23 protein-coding genes are annotated in these 22,274 nt (G+C 38.6%); 13 read left to right on the top strand and 10 right to left on the bottom strand.

The features are described from left to right. The 9 genes from U0839_RS05305 to mltG form a co-directional block, all read left to right on the top strand. Positions 1 to 651 (top strand): enoyl-CoA hydratase/isomerase family protein (locus U0839_RS05305; RefSeq protein ID WP_413550243.1); only part of this gene is annotated, 651 nt, incomplete at its 5' end. Positions 652 to 752: 101 nt separating this feature from the next. Continuing rightward, positions 753 to 1,580, top strand: coding sequence for an acyl-ACP desaturase (locus tag U0839_RS05300; protein ID WP_155565984.1), 828 nt, complete (start codon positions 753 to 755; stop codon positions 1,578 to 1,580). Positions 1,581 to 1,614: 34 nt separating this feature from the next. Next, positions 1,615 to 2,376 (top strand): glycine betaine ABC transporter substrate-binding protein, encoded by a 762-nt coding sequence (locus U0839_RS05295; RefSeq protein ID WP_155565983.1) that lies wholly within the window; start codon positions 1,615 to 1,617, stop codon positions 2,374 to 2,376. Then, the gene (locus tag U0839_RS05290; protein ID WP_155565982.1) at positions 2,376 to 3,629 is read left to right on the top strand and encodes a class I SAM-dependent methyltransferase; all 1,254 of its coding nucleotides are present in this window, start codon (positions 2,376 to 2,378) and stop codon (positions 3,627 to 3,629) included. Before U0839_RS05295 ends, U0839_RS05290 begins: the two co-directional genes overlap by 1 nt. A gap of 23 nt (positions 3,630 to 3,652) precedes the next feature. Next, complete coding sequence (fabD, locus tag U0839_RS05285) at positions 3,653 to 4,609, top strand: ACP S-malonyltransferase (RefSeq protein ID WP_413550240.1); 957 nt, start codon at positions 3,653 to 3,655, stop codon at positions 4,607 to 4,609. A 24-nt stretch (positions 4,610 to 4,633) separates the two neighbouring features. Further along, positions 4,634 to 5,377 (top strand): 3-oxoacyl-ACP reductase FabG, encoded by a 744-nt coding sequence (gene fabG, locus U0839_RS05280; protein WP_155569641.1) that lies wholly within the window; start codon positions 4,634 to 4,636, stop codon positions 5,375 to 5,377. 191 nt (positions 5,378 to 5,568) lie between these two features. Continuing rightward, the gene (locus U0839_RS05275) at positions 5,569 to 5,811 is read left to right on the top strand and encodes an acyl carrier protein (protein WP_110439039.1); all 243 of its coding nucleotides are present in this window, start codon (positions 5,569 to 5,571) and stop codon (positions 5,809 to 5,811) included. 48 nt (positions 5,812 to 5,859) lie between these two features. Then, the gene (fabF, locus tag U0839_RS05270) at positions 5,860 to 7,140 is read left to right on the top strand and encodes a beta-ketoacyl-ACP synthase II (RefSeq protein WP_122124066.1); all 1,281 of its coding nucleotides are present in this window, start codon (positions 5,860 to 5,862) and stop codon (positions 7,138 to 7,140) included. Positions 7,141 to 7,174: 34 nt separating this feature from the next. Continuing rightward, complete coding sequence (gene mltG / locus U0839_RS05265; RefSeq protein ID WP_155565980.1) at positions 7,175 to 8,134, top strand: endolytic transglycosylase MltG; 960 nt, start codon at positions 7,175 to 7,177, stop codon at positions 8,132 to 8,134. A 38-nt stretch (positions 8,135 to 8,172) separates the two neighbouring features. Here mltG and U0839_RS05260 read toward each other — a convergent pair whose 3' ends face one another. Continuing rightward, the gene (locus U0839_RS05260; protein WP_230882792.1) at positions 8,173 to 9,033 is read right to left on the bottom strand and encodes a lipid-binding SYLF domain-containing protein; all 861 of its coding nucleotides are present in this window, start codon (positions 9,031 to 9,033) and stop codon (positions 8,173 to 8,175) included. Positions 9,034 to 9,102: 69 nt separating this feature from the next. Further along, on the bottom strand, positions 9,103 to 9,891 hold the full coding sequence (locus U0839_RS05255) for an inositol monophosphatase family protein (RefSeq protein ID WP_155565979.1): 789 nt from the start codon (positions 9,889 to 9,891) through the stop codon (positions 9,103 to 9,105). 166 nt (positions 9,892 to 10,057) lie between these two features. Here U0839_RS05255 and U0839_RS05250 point away from each other — a divergent pair, with 166 nt between their 5' ends. Together U0839_RS05250 and U0839_RS05245 are read left to right on the top strand one after the other, a co-directional pair. Further along, complete coding sequence (locus U0839_RS05250; RefSeq protein ID WP_110439034.1) at positions 10,058 to 10,354, top strand: putative quinol monooxygenase; 297 nt, start codon at positions 10,058 to 10,060, stop codon at positions 10,352 to 10,354. Between the two features lie 13 nt (positions 10,355 to 10,367). Continuing rightward, positions 10,368 to 11,258 carry a formyl transferase gene (locus U0839_RS05245; RefSeq protein WP_413550239.1) on the top strand — a complete coding sequence of 297 codons (891 nt, stop codon included), beginning with the start codon at positions 10,368 to 10,370 and terminating at the stop codon, positions 11,256 to 11,258. 52 nt (positions 11,259 to 11,310) lie between these two features. Here U0839_RS05245 and U0839_RS05240 read toward each other — a convergent pair whose 3' ends face one another. From U0839_RS05240 to U0839_RS05220, 5 genes are all read right to left on the bottom strand, one after another. After that, positions 11,311 to 12,084, bottom strand: coding sequence for a nucleotidyltransferase family protein (locus U0839_RS05240; protein WP_155565977.1), 774 nt, complete (start codon positions 12,082 to 12,084; stop codon positions 11,311 to 11,313). Between the two features lie 17 nt (positions 12,085 to 12,101). Further along, complete coding sequence (locus U0839_RS05235; RefSeq protein ID WP_230873472.1) at positions 12,102 to 12,926, bottom strand: sterol desaturase family protein; 825 nt, start codon at positions 12,924 to 12,926, stop codon at positions 12,102 to 12,104. Next, positions 12,923 to 14,020 (bottom strand): LptF/LptG family permease, encoded by a 1,098-nt coding sequence (locus U0839_RS05230; protein WP_413550238.1) that lies wholly within the window; start codon positions 14,018 to 14,020, stop codon positions 12,923 to 12,925. The genes U0839_RS05235 and U0839_RS05230 overlap by 4 nt, the downstream gene beginning before the upstream one ends. Further along, the gene (locus U0839_RS05225; protein ID WP_155565975.1) at positions 14,020 to 15,177 is read right to left on the bottom strand and encodes an LptF/LptG family permease; all 1,158 of its coding nucleotides are present in this window, start codon (positions 15,175 to 15,177) and stop codon (positions 14,020 to 14,022) included. Before U0839_RS05225 ends, U0839_RS05230 begins: the two co-directional genes overlap by 1 nt. A gap of 67 nt (positions 15,178 to 15,244) precedes the next feature. Continuing rightward, positions 15,245 to 16,132 (bottom strand): metallophosphoesterase family protein, encoded by an 888-nt coding sequence (locus U0839_RS05220; RefSeq protein WP_155565974.1) that lies wholly within the window; start codon positions 16,130 to 16,132, stop codon positions 15,245 to 15,247. 195 nt (positions 16,133 to 16,327) lie between these two features. On the opposite strand from U0839_RS05220, the gene U0839_RS05215 reads away from it, so the two are divergent. Then, positions 16,328 to 17,302, top strand: coding sequence for a diacylglycerol/lipid kinase family protein (locus U0839_RS05215; protein ID WP_155565973.1), 975 nt, complete (start codon positions 16,328 to 16,330; stop codon positions 17,300 to 17,302). Between the two features lie 16 nt (positions 17,303 to 17,318). After that, a complete protein-coding gene (locus U0839_RS05210) occupies positions 17,319 to 18,257 on the top strand; it encodes a hypothetical protein (protein ID WP_155565972.1) in 939 nt (312 codons plus the stop codon). 5 nt (positions 18,258 to 18,262) lie between these two features. On the opposite strand, the gene spt is transcribed toward U0839_RS05210, so the two are convergent. The 3 genes from spt to U0839_RS05195 all read right to left on the bottom strand — a co-directional run bounded on the left by spt (position 18,263) and on the right by U0839_RS05195 (position 21,609). Then, positions 18,263 to 19,462: a serine palmitoyltransferase gene (gene spt, locus U0839_RS05205; protein WP_155565971.1), complete on the bottom strand. Its 1,200-nt coding sequence runs from the start codon at positions 19,460 to 19,462 to the stop codon at positions 18,263 to 18,265. A gap of 12 nt (positions 19,463 to 19,474) precedes the next feature. Further along, positions 19,475 to 19,717, bottom strand: a complete 243-nt coding sequence (locus U0839_RS05200; RefSeq protein WP_122124053.1) for an acyl carrier protein — start codon at positions 19,715 to 19,717, stop codon at positions 19,475 to 19,477. 158 nt (positions 19,718 to 19,875) lie between these two features. Next, the gene (locus U0839_RS05195; RefSeq protein WP_370533616.1) at positions 19,876 to 21,609 is read right to left on the bottom strand and encodes a fatty acyl-AMP ligase; all 1,734 of its coding nucleotides are present in this window, start codon (positions 21,607 to 21,609) and stop codon (positions 19,876 to 19,878) included. Between the last annotated feature and the right edge of the window lie 665 nt (positions 21,610 to 22,274).

Below are 22,274 nucleotides of genomic sequence, written 5' to 3'. Positions count from 1 at the left end.
GGATTAGGAGCGTTTGCTACATATCGTTTTGTTACTGAACGTTCTATTTTAGCAATGCCAGAAGTGATGATCGGATTAACCCCAGATGCAGGTAGTTCTTTTTTATTTCAAAATGCTCCAGGTTTTTCTGGATTAAGGGCTATGTTAACGGGACAACGTTTTAATGGTAACACTGCTATTAAGTTGGGGTTTGCAGATTATATGATTTATTCAAGTGAATTAGAACTTTTTTTACAAAAATTAACAGAATTACAGCCAAATGAAATTAATTTTTTTCTTTCAACATATAAGCAATCCTATGAATTTGATAATAAAACTTTAAAACAAATTGCTGATATTTATCAAGCTTCTTCTGTAGCAAAGATTATTGAGAAATTGCGAAAAAGTAAATATAATTGGGCCGTATGTGATTTTAAAACTATATTAAAAGCTTGTCCATTTTCTTTAGAGGTAACTTATAGAGCTTGGCATTTGAAATTACCAACTCAAGAAGCTGTTTTAACACGCGATTTATTGTTAATTAGTCATCTTATCCAACGGGCCGATTTTTTAGAAGGGGTGAGGGCTGCAATTATTGACAAGGATCATAACCCAAGATGGAATCAGGCGTCAATTTCAGAGTCCGAGATTAATTCCTGTTTTGACTATTGAATTTAATAAAAATATCTAGTCATTTTCTCATACTACGGTTTACTATAGTCATTTTATAATTTCTGAATTAAAAATAAAATTGATAAGGAAAGCGTGGCACTATGAAACATTGGGATATTGAACAGGTTAACTGGGATAAATTTGACCCTTCATTAATAGATGCTGATATTGTTCCTTTGATAAAAACAGCTGCTGTTGTTGAACGAAATAGTGTAGACTATACGGTTTATTTGACTAATGTATTTGGTCATGATCCTGAATTGACAAAGCTTTTCAGGAAATGGGAAGATGAAGAGGTGCAACATGGTGAAACATTGGGACGATGGGCCATGATGGCTGATCCTGCTTGGGATTATCAGGAAAGTTATAAGCGTTTCAGAAATTTTTATAAAATTGACTTAAAGACGGATCACTCAATCCGTGGATCACAGGCGGGAGAATTTATCGCCCGGGCTATGGTTGAGGTTGGCACTTCATCTTATTACAGTGCCTTGGCAGATTATGTAAAGGAACCTGTCCTGAAGGAGATATGCAGACGGATTGCTGGAGATGAATATCGTCATTATAAATTGTTTTATGATTATGCTAAATTATATTTGAAATCTCAAAAGCTCTCCAGGTTGCAACGAGCCAGGATTGCCTTGGGTCGTATAATTGAAAGTCAGGATGATGAGCTTGCCTCGGCCTTTCATGCCACCAATGAGCCCCATGGAATGCCATATAATCATAAACGATGTATAGCCCTTTATATGGAAAAGGCCATGTCATTATATAAAATCCATCATATTGTCAGGGTGGTTAATATGGTTTGTAAGGTTATTGGGTGGATGCCTTCAGAAAAATGGCAAAGATATTTGTCTAAATTGATACTAATGATTATTAATAAACAACAGAAAGCCTATACCAAACAAGTTTTATCTATAATATAACAATTTTCTGAACAAGAGTGGGACATTAACAGGGATGGATTCTTTGAAGCTTGGTTTTTTTGATAATTTGATACATGAAGCAACAGCAGCAGTTATAACACGTGTGTTAGAGGCCCATGGAATAACGGATATAGAATTAATTACCGGTGAATGTAAGGATTTGATTCAGGAGCTGACTGCTGGGAAAATTGATTTGTTTGTAAGTGTATGGTTGCCTGATATTCATGCCGATATCATTCAATCCAATCCGAATTTCAAGGTGATTGGAAATCTTTATCAACCCTCTATCTCTTTTGCTTTGCCAAAAAAGTTTCAAGAACATGTGGGTTCTATTGATCAACTTATAACGGCTTCATTTCTTCATCGTGAAATCACGGTATGTGAAACTTTGCAGGTTTTCGCGAATAAAATCATGAAAGAATATGGTTTGATCGAGGCTGGTTATCAATTGAAATCTATTGCAGATGAAGAGACGTTGACTCATTATCAGGAAATAATCCACTCACAAGAACCCGAGTTAATGATGCTTTATGAACCGGCATTGTTCACGGATTCAGGAAATTTTTATCGTCTGAGGGAATCCGAGAATATTTTTATACGGAAACAAAAAGCGGCCATGCTATTAAACCCCAATTGGATTCAGCGATTTGGGGGTGACTTGATTGATGAGCTTGAGGAAATGATGTTGGGTAATCAGATTGTTCAGTTCATGGAAAATGCAATACGCAATCAGGGGATGAGTGCCGATGAGGCGGCAGAAGCTTGGCAGCGTGGTAAATTGGTTGTAAGAGCGTAATGGCCCATAAAAATGATCAGCAAGATTTGGGGTTGGCAAGGCAATATGAGGCCTATCCGTATCCCGAACGCAATCCAAAGGATGAAACCAAACGCTTATTAATAGGCAGTCCAAGCCATTTGAATGAAATTGATTATTGGGTATTTGGAGGATATCGTTCTTATACGCAACCATTAAGGATTTTGATTGCTGGTTGTGGAACCGGTGATGCAGCAATCATGGTGGCTCAACAAATGGCACGACACCAACGTTCTGGTGAAGTGATCTGTTTGGATCGGGCCGAGGCAGTTTTGAAAATTGTTAAAGAACGGGCAGCTACACGGAAATTGAGTAATATCCGTTATGTTCAGGGTTCAATTCTTGAATTGCCAGATTTAAATCTCGGGTTGTTTGATTATATTGATTGTTGTGGTGTTTTGCATCATTTGCCTGATCCTGCTGCTGCCCTGCAAATATTAAGGGAACAACTAAATCCTGGCGGCGGGATGGGATTGATGGTTTATGCTCCCTATGGTCGTACTGGTGTTTATATGGTGCAGGAAGCATTATCCAAACTGACCTCTTTGTCAGATCCACCAGTAAAGCGTTTGGATGTTGCAAAAAGAATCATGAAGCATCTTCCATCGACTGCCTGGCTCAGATTTAATGGAAATTTTGGTGATCATTTAACTGGAGGTGACGCTGGTCTGTATGATCTTTTATTAAACCCGCGTGACCGATCCTATAAAATTGCCGAATTATGGGATCTGTTGGATAAAAATGAGTTGGCGGTAAACTGTTTGGTGGAGCCTGCGCGTTATGATCCTGCTTATTTAATAACAGATCCAAAGATTAGAGAAAAATTCAGGCAGTTTGATATAAGAACACAGGCTGGTCTGGCTGAATCTTTGGCTGGGAATATGTCAACGCATGTTGTGTATGTGCGTCGCGCGGAAGATAATATACAATTTGCTGATCCATGTGCCTCTGATTCAATTCCTTTTATGCGGGAAACGCCTGGAGAAATACTTGCCAATCAGATTTTACCATCCAATCTCCTTCCTTATTCTTTTGGAATGTTGACGATTATGCTTCCTTTACCTGCACAGGCACGTGGGTTTTTGGGACTTGTTGACAATCGCCGTTCGGTTGGAGAAATAATTGAGATTGTCAAAAAACGGGGTATTGAGGAACACCGTATTTTACCTTTGTGGAAGCAGACTTTTGAAATTTTACGAAGTATTAACCAGCTTTTTGTAAGATCTGCCGTTTAATTTATTTTATTGGAATCATTATTATGAAATGTGCATTTTTATTCCCCGGTCAGGGAAGCCAATATGTTGGTATGGGTAAGGCATTGGCTGAAGCATTTCCAATTGCCAGAGAAGTCTATGAAGCGTTGGATGAAACGTTAAAGCAGCCATTATCCAAAATTATGATGGAGGGGCCTGTGGAAGCGTTGATTTTAACGCAAAATACACAACCTGCATTAATGACACATTCCATGGCCGTAATCAGGGTTTTGGAAAAAGAATTTAATATTGATGCCAATCATCTGGTTTCAATGGCGGCAGGACATTCCTTGGGTGAATATTCTGCTCTTTGTGCTGCCAATGTGTTTGATTTTGTTACAACTGTCAATTTGTTACGGACGCGCGGCAGTGCAATGCAAAATGCGGTACCGGTTGGTCAGGGAGCAATGGCTGCACTTATAGGCGTCACGATTGGACAGGTTCAGGATTTATGTAAACAGGCCACGCAGGGAAATTCGGTTGTTGTAGTTGCCAATGATAATGGCGCGTCTCAGGTTGTGGTTTCTGGGCATATGGACGCGATTGAACGGATTATAGCCATAGCCAAGGAAGCTGGTATCCGTAGAGTTGTTAAATTGCCTGTATCAGCACCATTTCATAGTCCGTTAATGGAACCCGCTGCCCGGGAAATGCGGGATGCCTTGGCTAAAACAAATCCCAAACCATTTAATTTTCCTGTTATTGCAAATATAACCGCCTGCCCTTATGAAAATTCTTCTTCTTTTGTCAGGGATTCATTGGTTAGACAAATAACGGGTTCTGTAAGATGGGCAGAAACTATGCGATATATGATTGATCAGGAATTTGATTTTTTTGTTGAAGTTGGTGCAGGTAAGGTTTTGTCTAAAATCATGCAGCGTACTGCACGGGATAGCAAGGTTTGTTCTGTTGATACACCTGCAGATCTTGAAGAATTTGCAAAAATTCTTTCTGTTTTTTAAAAGAACACAAGGATTATGAAGATTATGTTCAGACTAGATAATAAGGTAGCGTTGGTTACTGGTGCCTCGGGTGGAATTGGTCAAGCGATTGCCAAGGCATTTGTTCAGCAAGGGGCAAGGGTTGTTTTGTCGGGAACCAGGGAAAACGTTTTAAGAGAGGTTCAAAAAGAGTTGGGTGAACAGAACGCATTTGTTCAAACAGCCAACCTCAAGGATCAGGAATCTTTAAAAGCGCTTATCCCGAATGCAGAGAGGCAGGCAAATGCACCTGTCGATATCCTGGTTAATAGTGCCGGATTAACGCGGGACAATCTTTCAATCCGAATGAAGGAATCGGAATGGTCCGAGGTTCTGGATGTGGATTTGTCTGTGCCCTTCCAATTATGTCAGATTGCGTTAAAGGGAATGGTTCGCCGGCGTTCAGGACGCATTATCAATATCGCTTCGATCATTGGGTTTATTGGTAATGTTGGTCAGGTCAATTATTCAGCTGCAAAAGGCGGATTAATCGCTATGAGTAAAAGTCTGGCGTTAGAAGTGGCGAAAAAAGGCGTTACCGTTAATGTTATTGCCCCCGGTTTTATTGAAACACCAATGACTGCCGTATTATCAGAAGAGCAACAATCTAGATTATTACAAAGAATTCCAAGAAATAGAATGGGACAGGTGGAGGATGTTGCATCCGCAGCTGTCTATCTGGCTTCTGAAGAGACAGATTGGGTTACTGGAACATGTTTGCATGTTAACGGTGGCATGTATATGGTGTAAAGATCCTTGCTTTGTGAACCATTTGAACATTTTATAAAATTATAATATTGCTTTTGCTTGGTTATTTGGGGGAAATGTGATATTTCCCCAATACCGTTGTGATAAAATCGTATAAAGTTCTAAAAATTCTTTGGAACTTTGGTAATATAGTATAAACATGTAAGCTTTATAGCTGTAAAAGGACGAATATAATGAGTGAAATTGCTGACAAAGTAAAAAAAATTGTTGTTGAACATCTTGGTGTTGAAGAATCAAAGGTAACTCCTGAAGCTTCCTTTATTGATGACTTGGGTGCGGACAGCTTGGATACAGTTGAACTTGTTATGGCTTTTGAAGAGGCTTTTAATGTGGAAATTCCTGAGGATGCCGCAGAAAAGATTGCAACAGTCAAGGATGCTATCGATTATATTGAAAAACAGAAACAAGCATCTTAATTAAAAGTCTATAACATTATCGATTCATAAAACTTACAGGATAATTTAATGACGAGTACAAGTTCATGGCCACACCGCAGGGTAGTTGTTACTGGAATGGGGATTGTAAGCCCTCTTGGAATTGGTATCGATAATGTTTGGAAAAGACTTGTTGCAAGTGAAAGCGGCATTGACAAAATCAAAAGTTTTGATGCATCACGTGTTGCTGCACGTATTGCCGGGGAAGTTCCTGAAGGTTCAAAGGAAGAGGGCAGGTTAAACCTGTCTGAATGGATCCCCGTTAAAGATTTAAAGAAAATGGACCGTTTTATTCAATTGGGTTTAGTGGCGGCTATTCAGGCAGTGGAGGATTCTGGCTGGACACCCAAAAATGAAGCGGATCAAATGGCTACCGGTGTCATGATTGGTTCAGGAATTGGTGGGCTGCAAACCATTTATGAAACGTCAATCAAGGTTAATGAAGGTCAGGCTCGAAAAGTTTCTCCGTTCTTTATTCCATCTGCTTTGATTAATTTGGTTTCAGGATATGTTTCCATCAAATATGGCTTTAAAGGGCCCAATCATGCGGTAGTGACAGCCTGTGCAACAGGAGTGCATGCTATTGGAGATGCAAGCCGTTTGATTGCGCTTGGCGATGCTGATGTAATGATTGCCGGAGGAGCGGAAGCGGCTGTATGTGAATTGGGTATTGCAGGGTTCTGTTCTGCCAGAGCATTATCCACGGGGTTCAATGATACACCTACAAAAGCGTCAAGAACCTGGGATAAGGATCGCGACGGATTTGTTATGGGAGAAGGTGCCGGTGTTCTTGTGTTAGAAGAATATGAACATGCGAAAGCCCGTGGCGCAAAAATTTATGGTGAGGTGGCTGGATATGGCATGTCAGGTGATGCGTATCATATCACTGCTCCAGCAGAAGGGCATGAAGGTGCTTATCGTGCAATGGCATCGGCCATTAAGCATTCAGGATTATCATTGGAAGATATCCATTATATTAATGCACATGGTACATCAACCATGGCGGATGATCTTGAACTTGAAGCTGTCGAGCGGTTGTTTGGGGATGCAAGCAAACATTTGGCAATGTCTTCAACAAAAACGGCTATTGGTCATTTATTAGGTGCAGCAGGTGCGGTTGAGGCGATCTTCTCTCTATTATCAATATGTAATAATGAGGTACCTCCCACTTTGAACCTTGATAATCCATCAAGGGAAAGTGTCATTGATCGTATAGCTCATACTGCCCAGCAAAGAAAAGTTGATGCTGCCCTATCTAATAGTTTCGGTTTCGGTGGCACGAATGCGAGCCTGATTTTTAAAAGAATATGAAAATTTACTAAGATATATCATGGGTTAAATTGTAATGCGTCGATTGTTATATGGGGTCAGTGCATTACTTGTATGCCTGCTTGCTGTATTCTTTTACGGAAAATATACCTATTTTGCTCCCGGTCCTTTGGATAATGCTAAAAATGTGGTTATTGCCAAGGGAAATGTCGCGGCAATATTAAACCAACTTCAGAAAGAAAAGGTTGTCACTCAATCCTATTGGGGCGGTTTTATTTTTCGTAGTGGCATAAAGCTGACAGATAAGGCCGGAACGTTACATGCGGCTGAGTTTTCTTTTCCAAAGCAGGCATCGATTCAACAGGTTATCGATATCTTGCGGTATGCAAAACCTGTACAGCATAAATTAACCATTCCAGAAGGGCTGACAGCCTATCAGATTGCGAATTTGATTAATGATGCCCCCTATATGACAGGACAGATACAGCCACCAGAAGAGGGAACGGTATTGCCCCAGACATATGCCTATGAATGGGGTATGTCTCGTGAAAAGATGATATTCCGTATGCAACAGGCAATGCAGAAAAAACTGCAAAAAATCTGGGGTGAACGACAGGTGCTTGCTGAGATAAAAACGCAACAGGATTTGGTTACCCTTGCCTCAATTGTTGAGCGGGAAACCGCTTTAAAACGCGAACGTCCCATGGTTGCCCGTGTATTTATCAATCGCCTGCATCTTGGCATGCGATTACAGTCAGATCCCACAGTGATTTATGCCCTGACTGATGGAAAAAATGATTTTGATCGCAGGCTAACTCGACAGGATCTGGAAATTGTCAACCCATATAACACTTATTGGACCAGCGCTTTACCTCCTACACCAATATGCTCTCCTGGTGAAGCCGCTATGGAGGCTGTTGCACATCCTGCAGAAGGAAAAATATTATATTTTGTTGCAAATGGAACGGGTGGACATAGTTTTTCAACAAGTCTTGCAGAACATAATCACAATGTTGCCGCAGAGAAAAAAAGATAGTTTTTAAAAACTATCTTTTAAAATATAGAATAGTTTTTTTATTTTCTGGATTTTGAAGGGGAGGGCAAATTTTCAGATTTAATATTATGTGATGAGGAGCCTTTTTGTGGGGCAAGGTCAATCGCACCTGAATCATCGTTGGTATTGGTATCGCCATTATCATCCTCTACATTATGATTTTTGGATGATTTTTTGTCAGGTTGGACAGTTTTTGCCATATTTGAATATTTGATCAGGATTTTACGTAGACGGTTTGCCGCTGGATTGTTAACGCGCATTGCCATGACAATATCTTCTGGTCCCACAATCTGGTTATAATATTTATGATTGGCACTACTGTTAATTTTTAATTTAGATCCTTTTAGAGAGGCTCCGACAAATAATCCTGATGCTTTTTGCAGGTTATAAATATCTGCTGTATCCTTGTTGGCATCGCTACTGGATTTTGCTGCTGTTGCAGAGGCACTGGCTCCCATTGTAAATTGGCTGTCCAACAATTTGCGCAAACTGCGTTCGTTCATGATGAAAAGCATGACTTCTGTATTTTGTACACCAAGCTGTATACCAAAAGAGCCACTTGACATTTTGTAAAAAGCAGGACTGGACCAAGAATTTCTTGCATCCCTAGAAAGAAGCACACAATCTCCCCCGGAGCCTCCAAACACGAGGGAGATATGTGTAATATTTGGGCAAATCATCACTGCCCGGGCGTTTTTTAAACGGGTATAGACACGGCTGGATGTGGGAATATTTGCAAAGACATCCTCAACTGTTAAAAGAGAATGGTCCACAATAGATTGTACTTTGTCAGTTTTGGCCTTGGCATGCTGAAGAGAAAATATTGACAGCATTGAAAAGCAAAACATCGTACCATATTTAAAGATGAAATTATTTTTCATAGGATTAACAATTTAGTTCAGGTTTGACGAAAAAGAAAAAACAGATCGGTAGTTTAACATAAAAGCGATTTATGATAAGGACATATGAAGTGTTTTCGAGAGGATATCCGAAATTCCTGGAGCTGCGGTTAAAATAGGTGTCATTTGATGAAGGCCACCATTTTCCAAGAAAGGTGAAATACAGGCACCAGCTTCTCTAAGCAAAACGAGTGCTGCCGCCACATCCCATAAATTAATGGCCATTTCAAAATGTCCATCCAGTCTACCGCTCGCAACATCGACGAGGGACATGGTGCCAGAACCCAAAGTGCGAATCATTGCGCCAGTTTTTAAGATAGCTTCTGCATTTTTTAGAAATTCATCGATTTTACTGACGTGACTCCAGCCCAGTTCAATCATGGATATTTTTGGATCTTTAACATCGGAAACATGAATGGGCTTTTCATTCATGAATGCCCCTTTTCCTAGACGGGCAGTATAGAATTCGTTTACGCATGGAGCTGCAATAATACCGAGAGTGGGAACATTTTCTTCCATAAGGCCAAGAGAAATACACCACCGATTTCTGCCACGTGCATAGTTTGATGTTCCATCGATAGGGTCGACAATCCATCTTAATGACCCTGAACGTGTTTTTCCCTTTTCCTCTCCTTGAAAACCATCTTCGGGAAAGAGGGATTGAATTGCTTTTGAAATATAAGACTCGATCTTGCCATCTGTTTCGGTCAACCAGTCTTGGGCATGTTTGAGGGATCCTTGGGGTCCCCCTGGACTGGGCCGCATTTGTAAGGCAATTTCAGATGCATTTTTGACAATTTCTTGTGCAGCTATAAAACGACGTGAAAGTGCGTCACTCATAATTGGTCTTAACCTTAAATGATTGAATGAATTTAAATCATGTGATTATAGTGAATTTTATCAGAAATATTTAATTTTTTATAGAATCAGATTATTTACTATTTTAAGATAAAAACCTGATAAAGATGAAACGTATTATTTTTATTTAAAAAATAAGGAACAAATTATGTCTCAGGAAGTTAATTTGGTTGCTATACTGGAAATTGATGAAGGGGCCTGGTCAAAAATTTCAGATGCTGTGAATGTGTGTGTTTCTCGTTCAAGAGAGGAAAAAGGAAATCACAGCTATACAGCCTATTTTCAAAGTGACAAGCCTAATAAAATTGTTTTTATTGAATGTTGGGCAAATCAACAGGCTTTGGATGCGCATTGCGAAACGGAACATTTCCAGAATCTGATGCGCGTGGTAAAACCTTTTGCTGTGAAGCCCCTTGAATTACTGAATTTAATACCCGCAAAATAAATTTGTATTTCTGATGTCGATTTTTGAAACGGATATATGGCGCATTGGTATTGTCAAGGCACCGGTTGAGGATGTAATAGCTTGTGATATTTGCGATATTCATTGGATAAAAGAGGAGGATACGTTCAAATTTCTTGCTGATCCTTTTGGCCTCTATAGAGATAATAAACTATATGTTTTTGCGGAAGCATATGATTACAGAGATCGTCATGGCCGTATAGAGGTATTAATTCTTGATCAACAGCTTTCACTTATTGATCGAAAAATTGTATTGGAGAAACCCTGGCATCTATCCTATCCAATGTTAATTGAGGATCAGGGGTTGGTTTACATGCTGCCAGAGGCATACAAATCAGGTGAAACCAGTTTATATAAAGCAGTTGAGTTTCCATTTCATTGGGAGAAGGTATCCTCTTTTTCTTTTCCTGAAGTGGCCATTGATCCGACTGTATTATTTTATAATGATTTATGGTGGATGTTTTATACCCCTGTAAGGGAAGGGTTAAGTCGGCAAAGCGTTTTATCTGTTGCCTGGTCGGAAAGTCTCGCAGGAACATGGCATTCTCATTCACTTAATCCCGTAAGGATTTCCCCCTCAAGTGCACGTCCTGGTGGTAATGCAGTCATTACATCTCAGGGTATTATTTTACCGACACAGGATTGTAGCCTGACGTATGGAGGGGGACTGACATTTTTAAACATTATTGAATTAACCCCTGATCAATTTGAAGCAAGAATTACAGGCCAGTTCAATAAAGGTTCAATATTTGGCGAATATAATCAAGGGGTGCATACATTAAGTAAGGCTGGCCCCTATAGTCTGATAGATGGTAAAAAAATACTTAGACAGCCTGTGAGGCGTTTCTTGATTGACATGCGATATCAAATACATGGAATATTTTAAAAAGCTTGGAATATTTTTTGATTTTAAACCAATGAAATGTGTAAGAATCGATTTAATTTGATCGGTCAGACATCAAATTATTAACCAAGTGGAGATCATCGGGTTTATCCACATCCACGGCAGCCTGCCCCCAGGGTATAATTACAAAATGGATCTTAACCTTGGTTAATTTGAAAATTCTTTTTTTAAGTGCTTTTCTAGTCAAGCGATGCAGGATATATCGCAAGATTATTGAATATCCCAATAGCAAGCCCATTTTTACTGGACTTTTACGATAACTTTCCAATTTTTGCCAAAGTTTCGCGACTTGAATGGACCTTGGTGTTCGAAACATAAAAATATTGCAACCAGAAAAAGAACCGTCAGCCAATTTGATGTAAGTTCTTTTTGTGTTTGGAACATCTTTTTCAATCTGTTCCTTTAGGGCGATACCAACAGCAAGGTCACATTGTGAGGCCTCCGCTTCCTGTATGAAATATTCCACCCATTCCGGTTGAAGTAAGGGGTTATCAGCGGTTGTTATTAATAGGGGGGTTCCCAATGCTTGAATGGCTTGGATGATGCTTGCACTTGGACCAGGACAGGTGGGAAGATACTTAATAAAGTTGGGTAGAATATCCCTAACAACCTCGAACTTTTCAATTGAAACAGAAATTTTATTAATGGATTCTATTTTTGCAAGGGTTTCGGTAACATATTCGATCATTGGTTTTCCCAATACGGGAATAATCGCCTTGTGCGAAACGTGAGCATGCAAAGCCAAAGGATCTTGTTTCCCTTGCCTTGACCCAGCCAGAATTAAAGCATTGATGGGTTCACGTTCCATAATGGCCCCAATTCCTTTTAGGCTGCTTTTTGGGTGTGTTGGGTGCAATCTTTTTTATGCTCCCGAAAATTAGATCCTGCGGGACGATCACGTGGAGGAGCCCCGGTTTTTAGCATAACCCAAGGATAATGTTCAGCTTCTTTCACTGTATATCCCATGTTAAATACGGTTGGGCTCCGTGGGCGTGCCTTGGCATCTTCATAATAGGTACCGAAGACTTTGTCCCAAAAATAGTTGGTAATACCAAAGTTTCCCTTCTCATAATGAAAGTGGTGTAAAACATGAACCTGTTTAATATGACTTACATATCTGGATTTTGGTTTATAATTCAAATGTTGAATGCAATGAAAAAATTCATAAAAACATGACATGTACACAGCTGTACCAATAGAGGCAAAGAAACCGCAAAATCCACCAACTAAATATCCCAAGCCGCCCCCAATGATAATGATGGTTGGTATGGTATTCAAGGGTGATCCAAATAATACATTTAAAAGATGGGGATCCTGATGATGATCAAAGTGAATGCGTTTCCATAGTGAAGCCGACCATTTCATTCTGTATAGTAACGAAACATGCATGATCCAGCGATGGATAATATACCAGATTAATGGAAAGCCAAATATCATGACGATAATTGAACTTAAGACAGGAACCCATCCATTGAACGTGTAGCAGACGGCGACAATACATCCAATAATAAGGCTGAAATATAATAGGATGGTTGGATGCGTCAAATAGGCCACCCATAATTGTTTTAGTCCCATTTTACCTAAATCGTAACTACGTCCGGAACGTAGGTCTTGATTGCGCATAATTTGAAAGATAGATTGGTTGCTCATTGTTTTTCTTCAACTGATAGAATGATAGTGCATGTAGCTAACATAAAGACAAGGAAGGCAGAAAGTGAAGCCACTGGGGCGGGTATGGTTCCTGCTTTCCCCAAAGCATGCAGGACTTCTTGGAATATAATAAATAACAATCCATATCCCAAACAATATATGGGAATCCAGCTACGTAACCCGGCACGTGGCGGGATGTAGGTCACAAGTACAGTAATAATTAGCATCATGATAAAAGTAAAGGGTAAACACAATCTTCCCCAAATTGTTGTTTTTATATAATTCGTAGGCATTTTGAAAGGTTGTTGATATGATAATTCTAGAACCATATTATGGATGGATTGTGGCATTGATTTTGAAGATAGTCTTATAAGGGTATGTGGTGTCAGGTTAATATTCCATATTCTTTCTTTTTCATTTGTTAATTCATGAAATTTTAATGGAATATCCGGTTTGTTTTGCAGGAATTTTGCATGAGAGAAAATCCATTGGTGATTTTTGTGAATGACTTCATCAGCAATAAGCACCGAGTCAATATGAGATAAATCGCGACGCTTGATGATCGTCAGTCCTGTTATTTTATTTCCTCCATAGGCAATATGATCAATATTGATGATATCAAGATTGCTGTAAAAATAGAAATTATTTTCTTTTTCGGGATGCGGGTTGGTTTTGTTCCACCATGTTGCCAGATCCAGTTCCGTTTTGGGTGTAATTTGGTCAGACATAATAAAACATAGAAAACTTAGCAATAGCGTAACAGGTATTAATTTTTTTATCAGTCCCCATGTCGATAGGCCTATGGATCGTAGGATGGTTATCTCATTGTTGATTGTCAATTGAGTGAGGGCGATCAAGAAACCGATAAGGGTACTTAAGGGTAAAACAGAATTAAAAAGTAAAGGTAATTTCAGCATCATGAAATGAACAACCCCTTTTATCCCAAGTTGTCGTTCCAAAATGGAAGAGGTTTGTTCCAATAGGGTTAAAACCTCCATGATTGCTGTTAAAATAATGACAGTAGTAAAAGTCGTTGCTAACAAGCGACTGGATAAATAAAAGGTTAACACATAACGTTTCAATAATTTTTTCATTATTTATCCGAAGACTTTGAAAAGTGTCTTAACAAATTGCGAGAGGTAAAGAGAAAGGGATTGTTTTTTAAGAATAGACAGCCAAAGCAAAAAAACAAGAATATAAAAAATGGTAGCCATAAAGCGACAAAAGCATTGTCATGTCCGTGTGAAACAAGGGTTAAACCCAGTTGTTGAATATGATCATAGGCAACAAGAATGATTGCCGCGATTCCAAGACCTAAATTTCTTTTACGACGTTTTGGTGTAATGGCTAAGGCGACAGCAAGAAAAGGAATGGCAATAATTGATAAGGCGCGGACTAAACGAAAATGAAATTCAGCCTTTATATCTAAAATTGGAATGTCTTGATAGGTATGGTGCTGAATTTGTTCGTAGAGATTTGTCAGGGTTAGTTCGCGTTCATCGCTGCCTCTTTCCCTAAAAATGTTTTTCTTGTTTGTGTTTTGTATTATTCGTGAAGCATTGGAAAAATCTGTTATATTATTGTTGTTATTCGGATTTAATGTAAGATTTTGACCATCATAAAGGGTCAGCATTATTTTTGAATGATCGGCCAGTGAATAAAAATTCCCTTTATCGGCCAGAATAATTTGTTCAACCAGTTGTTTTTTATCATTTAATTTTGTTTGTCTTATGAAGATTCCTGAAAGCTGGGTTCCGTTTTGGCTAGCTTTGTCAACGATCATAACAGTGTGGTTATTGGGTTGAACAATCATATGGCTTTGAATATGGGGTGCCCATCCAGCATGAGAGGCATAAAAAAAAGCTGCGCGAAAATCATATCGGGCATATGGCTGAATATAACCATATAATATTATACAAAAAAAACTGACGGCAATACCACTTATGATGTAAGACCGTGTACATTGAAAAAGGGATTTTCCAGCATTTAATAGTGCATCAATTTCATTATTAAGATTTAACTGACGAATACTTGAAAAAATTGATACGCAAAAGGCTGCCGGAATGGCAAGACCAAGATAATGAGGGATCAGATCTGCCAGCAAGCCAAGAAAAGTACTGAGGGGGCTGCTGTCTGCCGCTAATAGGTCAAGTAATACAAGCAATCTTTCCAGCATCAAGGCGGCAAGAATAACTCCAAGAGAAACAATAAAACTTGGGAGAGCTTGCGCAAAAAGGTAGGAATCCAACATTTTGATGTGGATCGTTGATAAAAATCTGGTCAAACTCTGGTTTTTTAAATGAAATTTCAACAAGGATTTACTGAAAATAATGATCTATATAAAAGGAGTGGGTTTGAGAAAAATCACCATTTTTGTCTATAAAGCGTACCGTTGAAAATGTATGAAAGTGATCATCCAATTTTTCAATTACGATTTTACGCCAAGCGGCTTGGTGATACGGACGGTTTGAATTGGAAGAGGCTGAAGCAATTCCCAGCATCGGTATATTGGTGTTAAGAAATTTTCGGGTAATGGTACGATGGACATGCCCAAAAAGAATAATCTCGACACCCTCTTCATATAATATTTTTTGCAATTTTTTCCTGTCTTTTAAGGCCTTTCTTTCCGAAACAATTCCTGATACAGGGGGATGGTGCAAAATCACAATCCTGAATAAATTATCTTTTTTAAGTTGTTGGAGTACATATCTGATTTGATTCAGCTGATAATTTCCAACCTGGCCATTTGCAAAAAAGGGAGGCGTGGGAACAGCTGTATTAATGCCAATGACAGCGATAGAACCATAACGGGTTATGATAGGGTAATCGTCATGATTGTAAGCATGTGACCAGGGTGACCAGAAAGCGTAGCTATTGTGCCATTGTGTTTTAACAAGCGCATCATGATTCCCTGGGATAATATTTATATTTTTAAAAGGAAGATGATGCAACCAGTCAGCTGCCTGTTTAAATTCCTCAGGCAGAGCTAAGTTGGTGAGATCTCCCGATATCAACAAAAGGTCGGGAGATTCTCTGGAAATATCGTCAATAATGATATCAAGTCTCTTTTTTTGCAAAGAAAGGCGTCTTTTTTTCCAGGACAGAAAACTTAAAAATCGTTTATTGACAAGGGATAATTTCGGAAATTGAATGCTTTCCAAGGGAAGATGAATGTCCGAAATATGGGCAATTGTAAAGCGTTTCAAAAGAGACTATCCTTAAATATATTCTATGCTATTTTATGTAACATACTTGAAATCATGATAATATAGTTGATTTTTGCACAATTTTTTTCATAAAAGAAGCAAATGGGAAGGAATGATAACATCAAAACTATAAAAACGTTTATTACTCCTCATATTAAATTAAAACAAGATACTATAGAATGTTAGAAGCAATCCGTGAATCAGAATATTGCCTTAATTAAAAATCCTGTCAGTCGATTAAATCAGAAAGAGGATAAGGAATTTACAGATTTTGCCTTGAACTGGTTAGGTGAAAATTATTCTACGCCACGAACTGTTGATGATATGATGCAAACGTTAAATCGTTTTGTCGCAACAGGAGTTGATTGTATCATTATAGATGGTGGGGATGGCACGATTAGTCATGTCATGACAGCTATTTATAGCTGTTATCCACATGATAAATTGCCAAGCCTCATTATTCTTCCTTCAGGAAATACAAATTTAATAGCCAAGGATATTGGATTCGGTATTCGGGGAATCAATGCTCTTAAGCGTATCAGGACTTTGGCAGAACGTCAGCGATTGCATTTTATGGTTCAGCATCGTCATGCATTAAAAATTGAATGGTCTGATCCCTCTCGCCCGCCTGTTTTGGGAATGTTTCAAGGTGCAGCGGCATTTACGAAGGCTATTCAGATTGCACATAATCCGACGATTTTAAAAAATTTTCCTCATGATGGTGCTGTGGCAATCACCATTATAACGTCTTTACTAAAATTATTTTTTTCAAAAACACGGGATTTGTGGCTTAACGGTAATGTATGCTCTTTTTTCATTGATGAAAAGAAATCATATCAGGAGAATTGCTTTTTGTTTTTATCGACGACTTTACAGAGCCTATCTCATGGAATGTGGCCGTTTTTTAACCGATATGCAGGGGATGATAGTCTTCATTATTTGAATGTTAAAGCACGTCCTCCACATCTGTTGGCGGCATGTTTCGCCTTATTAAGAGGTAAAACGCCGGAATGGTTATTGAATGATCCTAATTATCTTAGTGGTACCGCCAATAAAATAAAACTGTCAATCAAAGAGGATATTATTCTTGATGGAGAACAGTTTGATACAGGCGAGGATCATTGTGTCCTTCTTTCGACCGGTCCCAAATTTTCGTTTGTCCGTTTATAGATAATGTCGGCTGTTTATGTCATCATCCTTGTCACAATTATTAGCCACTTCATTTGATCAGCATTCTGTTCCAGAATCTGTTACCGCCTTCGTTAAACAGATTATAGGAGATCGGCAACCCATAGGTGTTATCTATTACGGTTCTTCTTTATGGAAAAAAGAACTGACAGGTTTGCTTGATTTTTATGTTGTTTGTCAAAATTTGTCTGATTGGTATCCGGAAGATTGTTTTAAAATTGTGATTAATTATTGTCTACCTCCGAATATTGAATATCATGAATGGAGTGAGGGGAATGTTAATTTAAGGGCCAAAGTTGCGATATTATCAATAGATCAACTTCAAAAAGCTACTGCTTTACAATCCATTGATACAACGATGTGGGCGCGTTTTTGTCAGCCTGTTAAGATTCTTTGGTGGAAGGATGAAAAAGGAAAACAGGCATTGTTGGATTGTCTCATAAAAGCGGTAAATACAGCTATATGGTGGGCCACTTTTTTGGGGCCAGAATATGGGACTGCGGAAAAATATTGGTGTTCATTATTCCGTCATACTTATGATGTCGAGCTAAGGGTGGAATCAAATAATCGTCCAATGTTGATTTTGGAAAATAGAGAAGATTACTTTAAGCAACTTTTAAAACTGGGCTGGCAAAAAGCAGGAATATCCTATAACGAGACAAAAAATTATTCTTTATTTCCATCTGTGTCAAAGGATCAACGAGAATATGCTAGAAAACGCTGGAAGATTCGGAAAATATTGGGTCGACCCTTGAATATTTGCCGATTAATTAAGGCCGCTTTCACGTTTGAAGGGGGGGCGCAGTATATTGTGTGGAAAATTAATCGACACCGTGACATTAATCTTGAGTTGACAGCGTTCCAAAAAAAATATCCCCTTATAAATGCACCCTGGATATTATTCAAATTATATCGACAGGGTTTATTCAAACGATAAAGATTTTAATTAAGAGTTAGCCCTACATCTTTAGCCGCCTGAATGTAGATTTGAACTAGTCGGTCAATCTGTTCTTCTGTATGGACCGCGGCGATACTCGCTCTTAATAAAGGTCTGTTATCTGGTGTAGCGGGAGGCAGGCTAAGATTAATATAAGCCCCCAATTCTAACACCCTGTTCCAGAAATGAGCAGCCTGAGGTAATTCATTCAAGATGACAGAAACAACAGAGCTGATATCTGGACCAGTTTGAAAACCAGCATTCTGTAATGCATGATAAAACCGGGAGGCATTATTCTTTAGTTTATTTCTCAATTCAGGACGGTTAGCGATGATTTTCAAGTTTTCACGTGTTGCGGCGATTACTTCGGGAGGTAAAGAGGCCGTAAACATGTAGGGTCTGGTACAAAGACGTAATTTATCCATTTGTGGATAATCGGAAACACAATATCCTCCAACAGTACCCAAGCTTTTAGAAAAAGTTCCCACGATGAAGTCAACGTCTTGTTCCACGTTTTCACGTTCTGCAATTCCTCGACCATGTTCACCAAAAACACCAAAAGAATGTGCCTCATCAATCATGAGATAAGCATTTTCCTCTTTCTTGACCTGGATAAATTCTTTGAGGGGAACGATATCTCCAAACATGGAGTAAACTCCTTCCACAACAACCAGTTTAATACCGTTTATATTGCCAACTCGGCGTAATCTCTTACGTAAGTCGTCAGCGTCATTGTGTCGGAAACGTATAATTTGTGCCTGACTGAGTCTGCTGCCATCATAAATACTGGCATGACAGTCCGCATCCAAGAAAAGGTAATCATCCTTACCGGCAAGAGTTGATACCATGCCGAGGGTTGCTTGATATCCTGTTGAAAAAACCATGCAGGAACAACGGTTGAAGAACTGAGCCAGCTCTTGTTCGAGTGATTGATGTAAGGAATAAGAGCCATTGGCAATTCTGGATCCCGTTGTTCCAACACCATATTGCATAGCTGTTTCAGCAGCTGCTTTTCGTGCCTCTTTGGATTGACTGAGGCCTAGATAATTGTTTGTTCCAAAAAGAAGTGTTTCTTTCCCGTTGATAGTACCAACTGTTGCAGTAAGTGTTTTCTCGATTGTAACCCCAAACGGATTGTGCGGGGCAAAGGAAATAAGTTGGTTGAAAGCAGTTTCAAGTGGCTTGAATTTTGTAAATATATCCATAGGAGAGAGCTTTTATTTAAGGGAAACGATGGCATCTGCAAGATCACGAATCGTTCTTACGTCTGTCAGGCGATCCAAAGGAACGGATACGTCTAGTTTATCTTCAATTTCCATGACGAAATTCATGACAGCTAGAGAATCGAATTCCAAATCTTCAATAATTTTGCTGTCTGGTGAAATGTTTTTGGGAACTTTTGGGTTTTCTAATAATGTATCAATAATTATTTTTGAAATTTCTTCAACCGTTTCAGTCATAGTGTTACCTTGTTAAATATCAATATTTGAACGATTATGACTGATTGGATGACATTTAACGCAATCAGTCGCATATCCTAAGGAAAGAATTGATTTATTGTAAATAGCTTTTAAATTCTGTTCAAGAGGCCATAAAATTTCATTTCATACCTGAATTTTTAAAAATGAAATCCGAATTCTCCTTTTAAAAGCATTTGTCTTGCTTTTGCCCGTGTCAATTTTCCAGAGGAGGTTTGCGGCAGGCTATGTGGAGGGACTAACAGGACAGATACTTCTACACCATTTTGTCTTCTAAACAGACTGGTCATATCTTCTTGAAGTCTTTTTCTTTCAGACTCATCAATGGCACGGCATTGGACAAGTGCAACGACAGTTTCCTGATTATTCTTATCAACCGAGAATACAGCGACATCGCGGCTTCTTAGCGAGTTAAAAGCATGTTCAGCCGCCCATTCCAGATCCTGGGGCCATATATTTCGCCCATTAATGATAATCAAATCTTTTTCGCGTCCAATTATGACAATTTCGTTATTTAAAATATAACCTAGATCACCTGTTTTTAACCATCCTTCTTTGTCAAGAACGGCTTCTGTTTCTTTTTCTTTATTGAAATAACCTTTCATAAGGCTTGGGCCTCGCACGTAAATGCTGCCCGCTCTTCTTTCGGGAAGAATATTTCCATTTTCGTCCCGTATTTTAATTTCATGATCAGGAAGTATCGGACCACAAAGAGTAAAAGTCCTGGTTGTAACGCAAGGATCATTGGAAGGTTTTGCTATACCTGTCGTTTCAAGAAGGGGCAAATCAATAGTATCGGTTTTAAGTCCCTCTCCCAAAGGTGCGAATGAAAGGGCTAATGTCGCTTCCGCCATACCATAGCTTGCGACAAAAGCTTTTGAATTAAAACCATATTTTTGATATTGTTCGGCAAATTGTTCTAAAATATGAGAACGTATCATATCTCCGCCAATACCTGCCGCACGCCAAGAGGATAAATCAAGTTCCAGGGTTGAGGAAGGCATACGGCGTGTACAAAGTTCATACCCAAAAGATGGACTATAAGATAGGGTCCCTTTATTACGACTGATCAGATCCAACCAGACATGTGGACGCCTTGCGAAATCCCTGGTAGGCAAAAGATCAATGGTTAACTGGCATGTCATAGGGGTTAGAAAAAATCCAACCAGCCCCATATCGTGATACAAGGGTAACCATGAAACGCATCGGTCTCCTGTTTCTTTTACTGCCAATCCATAATATGAGATTGCATGAGCATTGGCCAAACAGGCTTTCTGGGTGACAGCAACCCCCATAGGAAAGCGAGTGCTTCCTGAAGAAAATTGAAGATAAGAAAGATCATCAGCCTGAATAACTGGTAATTCTATGGCGCTATTAACTTTTATTTCTTTTAGCTGGGCAGGACTTCCTCCGAACAATAAAGGAAATTTTTCAATAATTTCCCGCGTCCAGCTTTGAATTGTTTGTGGAATAATAACCGCTTTTGCGGAAGAGTTTTCAATCATTCCCCGCAAGGTGTTGATATAAGAAGATTTTCCAGCAAAAGCAACAGGCAGAGGCATTGGGGCGGGAACAATACCTGCATATTGGCAGCCAAAAAAGATACGGCTAAAGTCACTGTCACTTTCTGCAACAATGGCCAGGCGATCGCCTTTCTTTAGTCCCAAGGTCAAAAGTTGCTTGGCAACATGTATAGCTTGTTGTCGCAGGTCAGAATAGGGTAATGATTCTAATAAAACTCCCTTGGCTGAATAAAAATTAATACCGCTTTTTCCTTGAGCGGCGTAATCTAAAGCCTCAGAAAGAGAAACAAAATCACCAAAACGTCGTTTAAGACCAGAATCCGTTGGTGTTGGATGTTTGTTTATGTCCACAATTAAAATTCCACCAAGTTTTTTACAAAACAGTATATATAAATTGCTTTTGTTAAGTATACCTAAAGATAAATAATAATCACTTCATTATGATTATAAAAGAGCAATCCTGTTTGGCTGTTGCCAAACATATTGTGTATAGAAGCTTTCTACAAATGAAGAAAGTATTTTTTGCAACATGTAAAAACTCATTGTTATGGTTATGTATTTACGTTTAATAGGGCTTATAATAAAAAACAATCTTGTTTTTAAAAAAAAATAAAGATTTCGCAAGTTTTTTATGCAAATATACATTTATATGAAACAGTTTTTTTAAAACCAGATCTTTTTTGGACTGATTATTGTTTTGTTAATCAAATCCCATTATTGCAATCAGTTTAAATGAATGAACAGCGTTTTATGTATGTATAATACTTATATACTAATAAGTGGGAAATATATTTCATTTTCAGTATGAAAATAGTCAATTTTTTAAATAGAAAAGAAGTAAACCTGATATCTTATTCTATAAATTGTTAAATGAGCGGATTTACATTGTTAATTAAAAACGGTTTTTTAGAATAAAAAAGGATTTAAAATTAAAAATAAAAAAATAAAATTTAGGGGTTGATTCTTAGATTTAAATTGTATAGATAAGTTCACACAGACATTGAGAGAACAAAAGG

The organism is Commensalibacter sp. A3DC (assembly GCF_047307945.1).
Lineage (GTDB): Bacteria > Pseudomonadota > Alphaproteobacteria > Acetobacterales > Acetobacteraceae > Commensalibacter > Commensalibacter melissae.
This window is presented reverse-complemented; position numbering and strand designations above follow the sequence as displayed.

Excerpts from the sequence above, each read along its gene's own strand:
- U0839_RS05235 (WP_230873472.1), bottom strand. The coding sequence starts at position 12,926 with ATGAGCAACCAATCTATCTTTCAAATTATGCGCAATCAAGACCTACGT.
- fabD (WP_413550240.1), top strand. The coding sequence starts at position 3,653 with ATGAAATGTGCATTTTTATTCCCCGGTCAGGGAAGCCAATATGTTGGT.
- U0839_RS05300 (WP_155565984.1), top strand. The coding sequence starts at position 753 with ATGAAACATTGGGATATTGAACAGGTTAACTGGGATAAATTTGACCCT.
- U0839_RS05290 (WP_155565982.1), top strand. The coding sequence starts at position 2,376 with ATGGCCCATAAAAATGATCAGCAAGATTTGGGGTTGGCAAGGCAATAT.
- U0839_RS05250 (WP_110439034.1), top strand. The coding sequence starts at position 10,058 with ATGTCTCAGGAAGTTAATTTGGTTGCTATACTGGAAATTGATGAAGGG.
- U0839_RS05255 (WP_155565979.1), bottom strand. The coding sequence starts at position 9,891 with ATGAGTGACGCACTTTCACGTCGTTTTATAGCTGCACAAGAAATTGTC.
- fabG (WP_155569641.1), top strand. The coding sequence starts at position 4,634 with ATGTTCAGACTAGATAATAAGGTAGCGTTGGTTACTGGTGCCTCGGGT.
- spt (WP_155565971.1), bottom strand. The coding sequence starts at position 19,462 with ATGGATATATTTACAAAATTCAAGCCACTTGAAACTGCTTTCAACCAA.
- mltG (WP_155565980.1), top strand. The coding sequence starts at position 7,175 with ATGCGTCGATTGTTATATGGGGTCAGTGCATTACTTGTATGCCTGCTT.
- U0839_RS05225 (WP_155565975.1), bottom strand. The coding sequence starts at position 15,177 with ATGTTGGATTCCTACCTTTTTGCGCAAGCTCTCCCAAGTTTTATTGTT.
- U0839_RS05240 (WP_155565977.1), bottom strand. The coding sequence starts at position 12,084 with ATGGAACGTGAACCCATCAATGCTTTAATTCTGGCTGGGTCAAGGCAA.
- U0839_RS05210 (WP_155565972.1), top strand. The coding sequence starts at position 17,319 with ATGTCATCATCCTTGTCACAATTATTAGCCACTTCATTTGATCAGCAT.
- U0839_RS05260 (WP_230882792.1), bottom strand. The coding sequence starts at position 9,033 with ATGAAAAATAATTTCATCTTTAAATATGGTACGATGTTTTGCTTTTCA.
- U0839_RS05200 (WP_122124053.1), bottom strand. The coding sequence starts at position 19,717 with ATGACTGAAACGGTTGAAGAAATTTCAAAAATAATTATTGATACATTA.
- U0839_RS05275 (WP_110439039.1), top strand. The coding sequence starts at position 5,569 with ATGAGTGAAATTGCTGACAAAGTAAAAAAAATTGTTGTTGAACATCTT.
- U0839_RS05230 (WP_413550238.1), bottom strand. The coding sequence starts at position 14,020 with ATGAAAAAATTATTGAAACGTTATGTGTTAACCTTTTATTTATCCAGT.
- U0839_RS05295 (WP_155565983.1), top strand. The coding sequence starts at position 1,615 with ATGGATTCTTTGAAGCTTGGTTTTTTTGATAATTTGATACATGAAGCA.
- U0839_RS05245 (WP_413550239.1), top strand. The coding sequence starts at position 10,368 with ATGTCGATTTTTGAAACGGATATATGGCGCATTGGTATTGTCAAGGCA.
- fabF (WP_122124066.1), top strand. The coding sequence starts at position 5,860 with ATGACGAGTACAAGTTCATGGCCACACCGCAGGGTAGTTGTTACTGGA.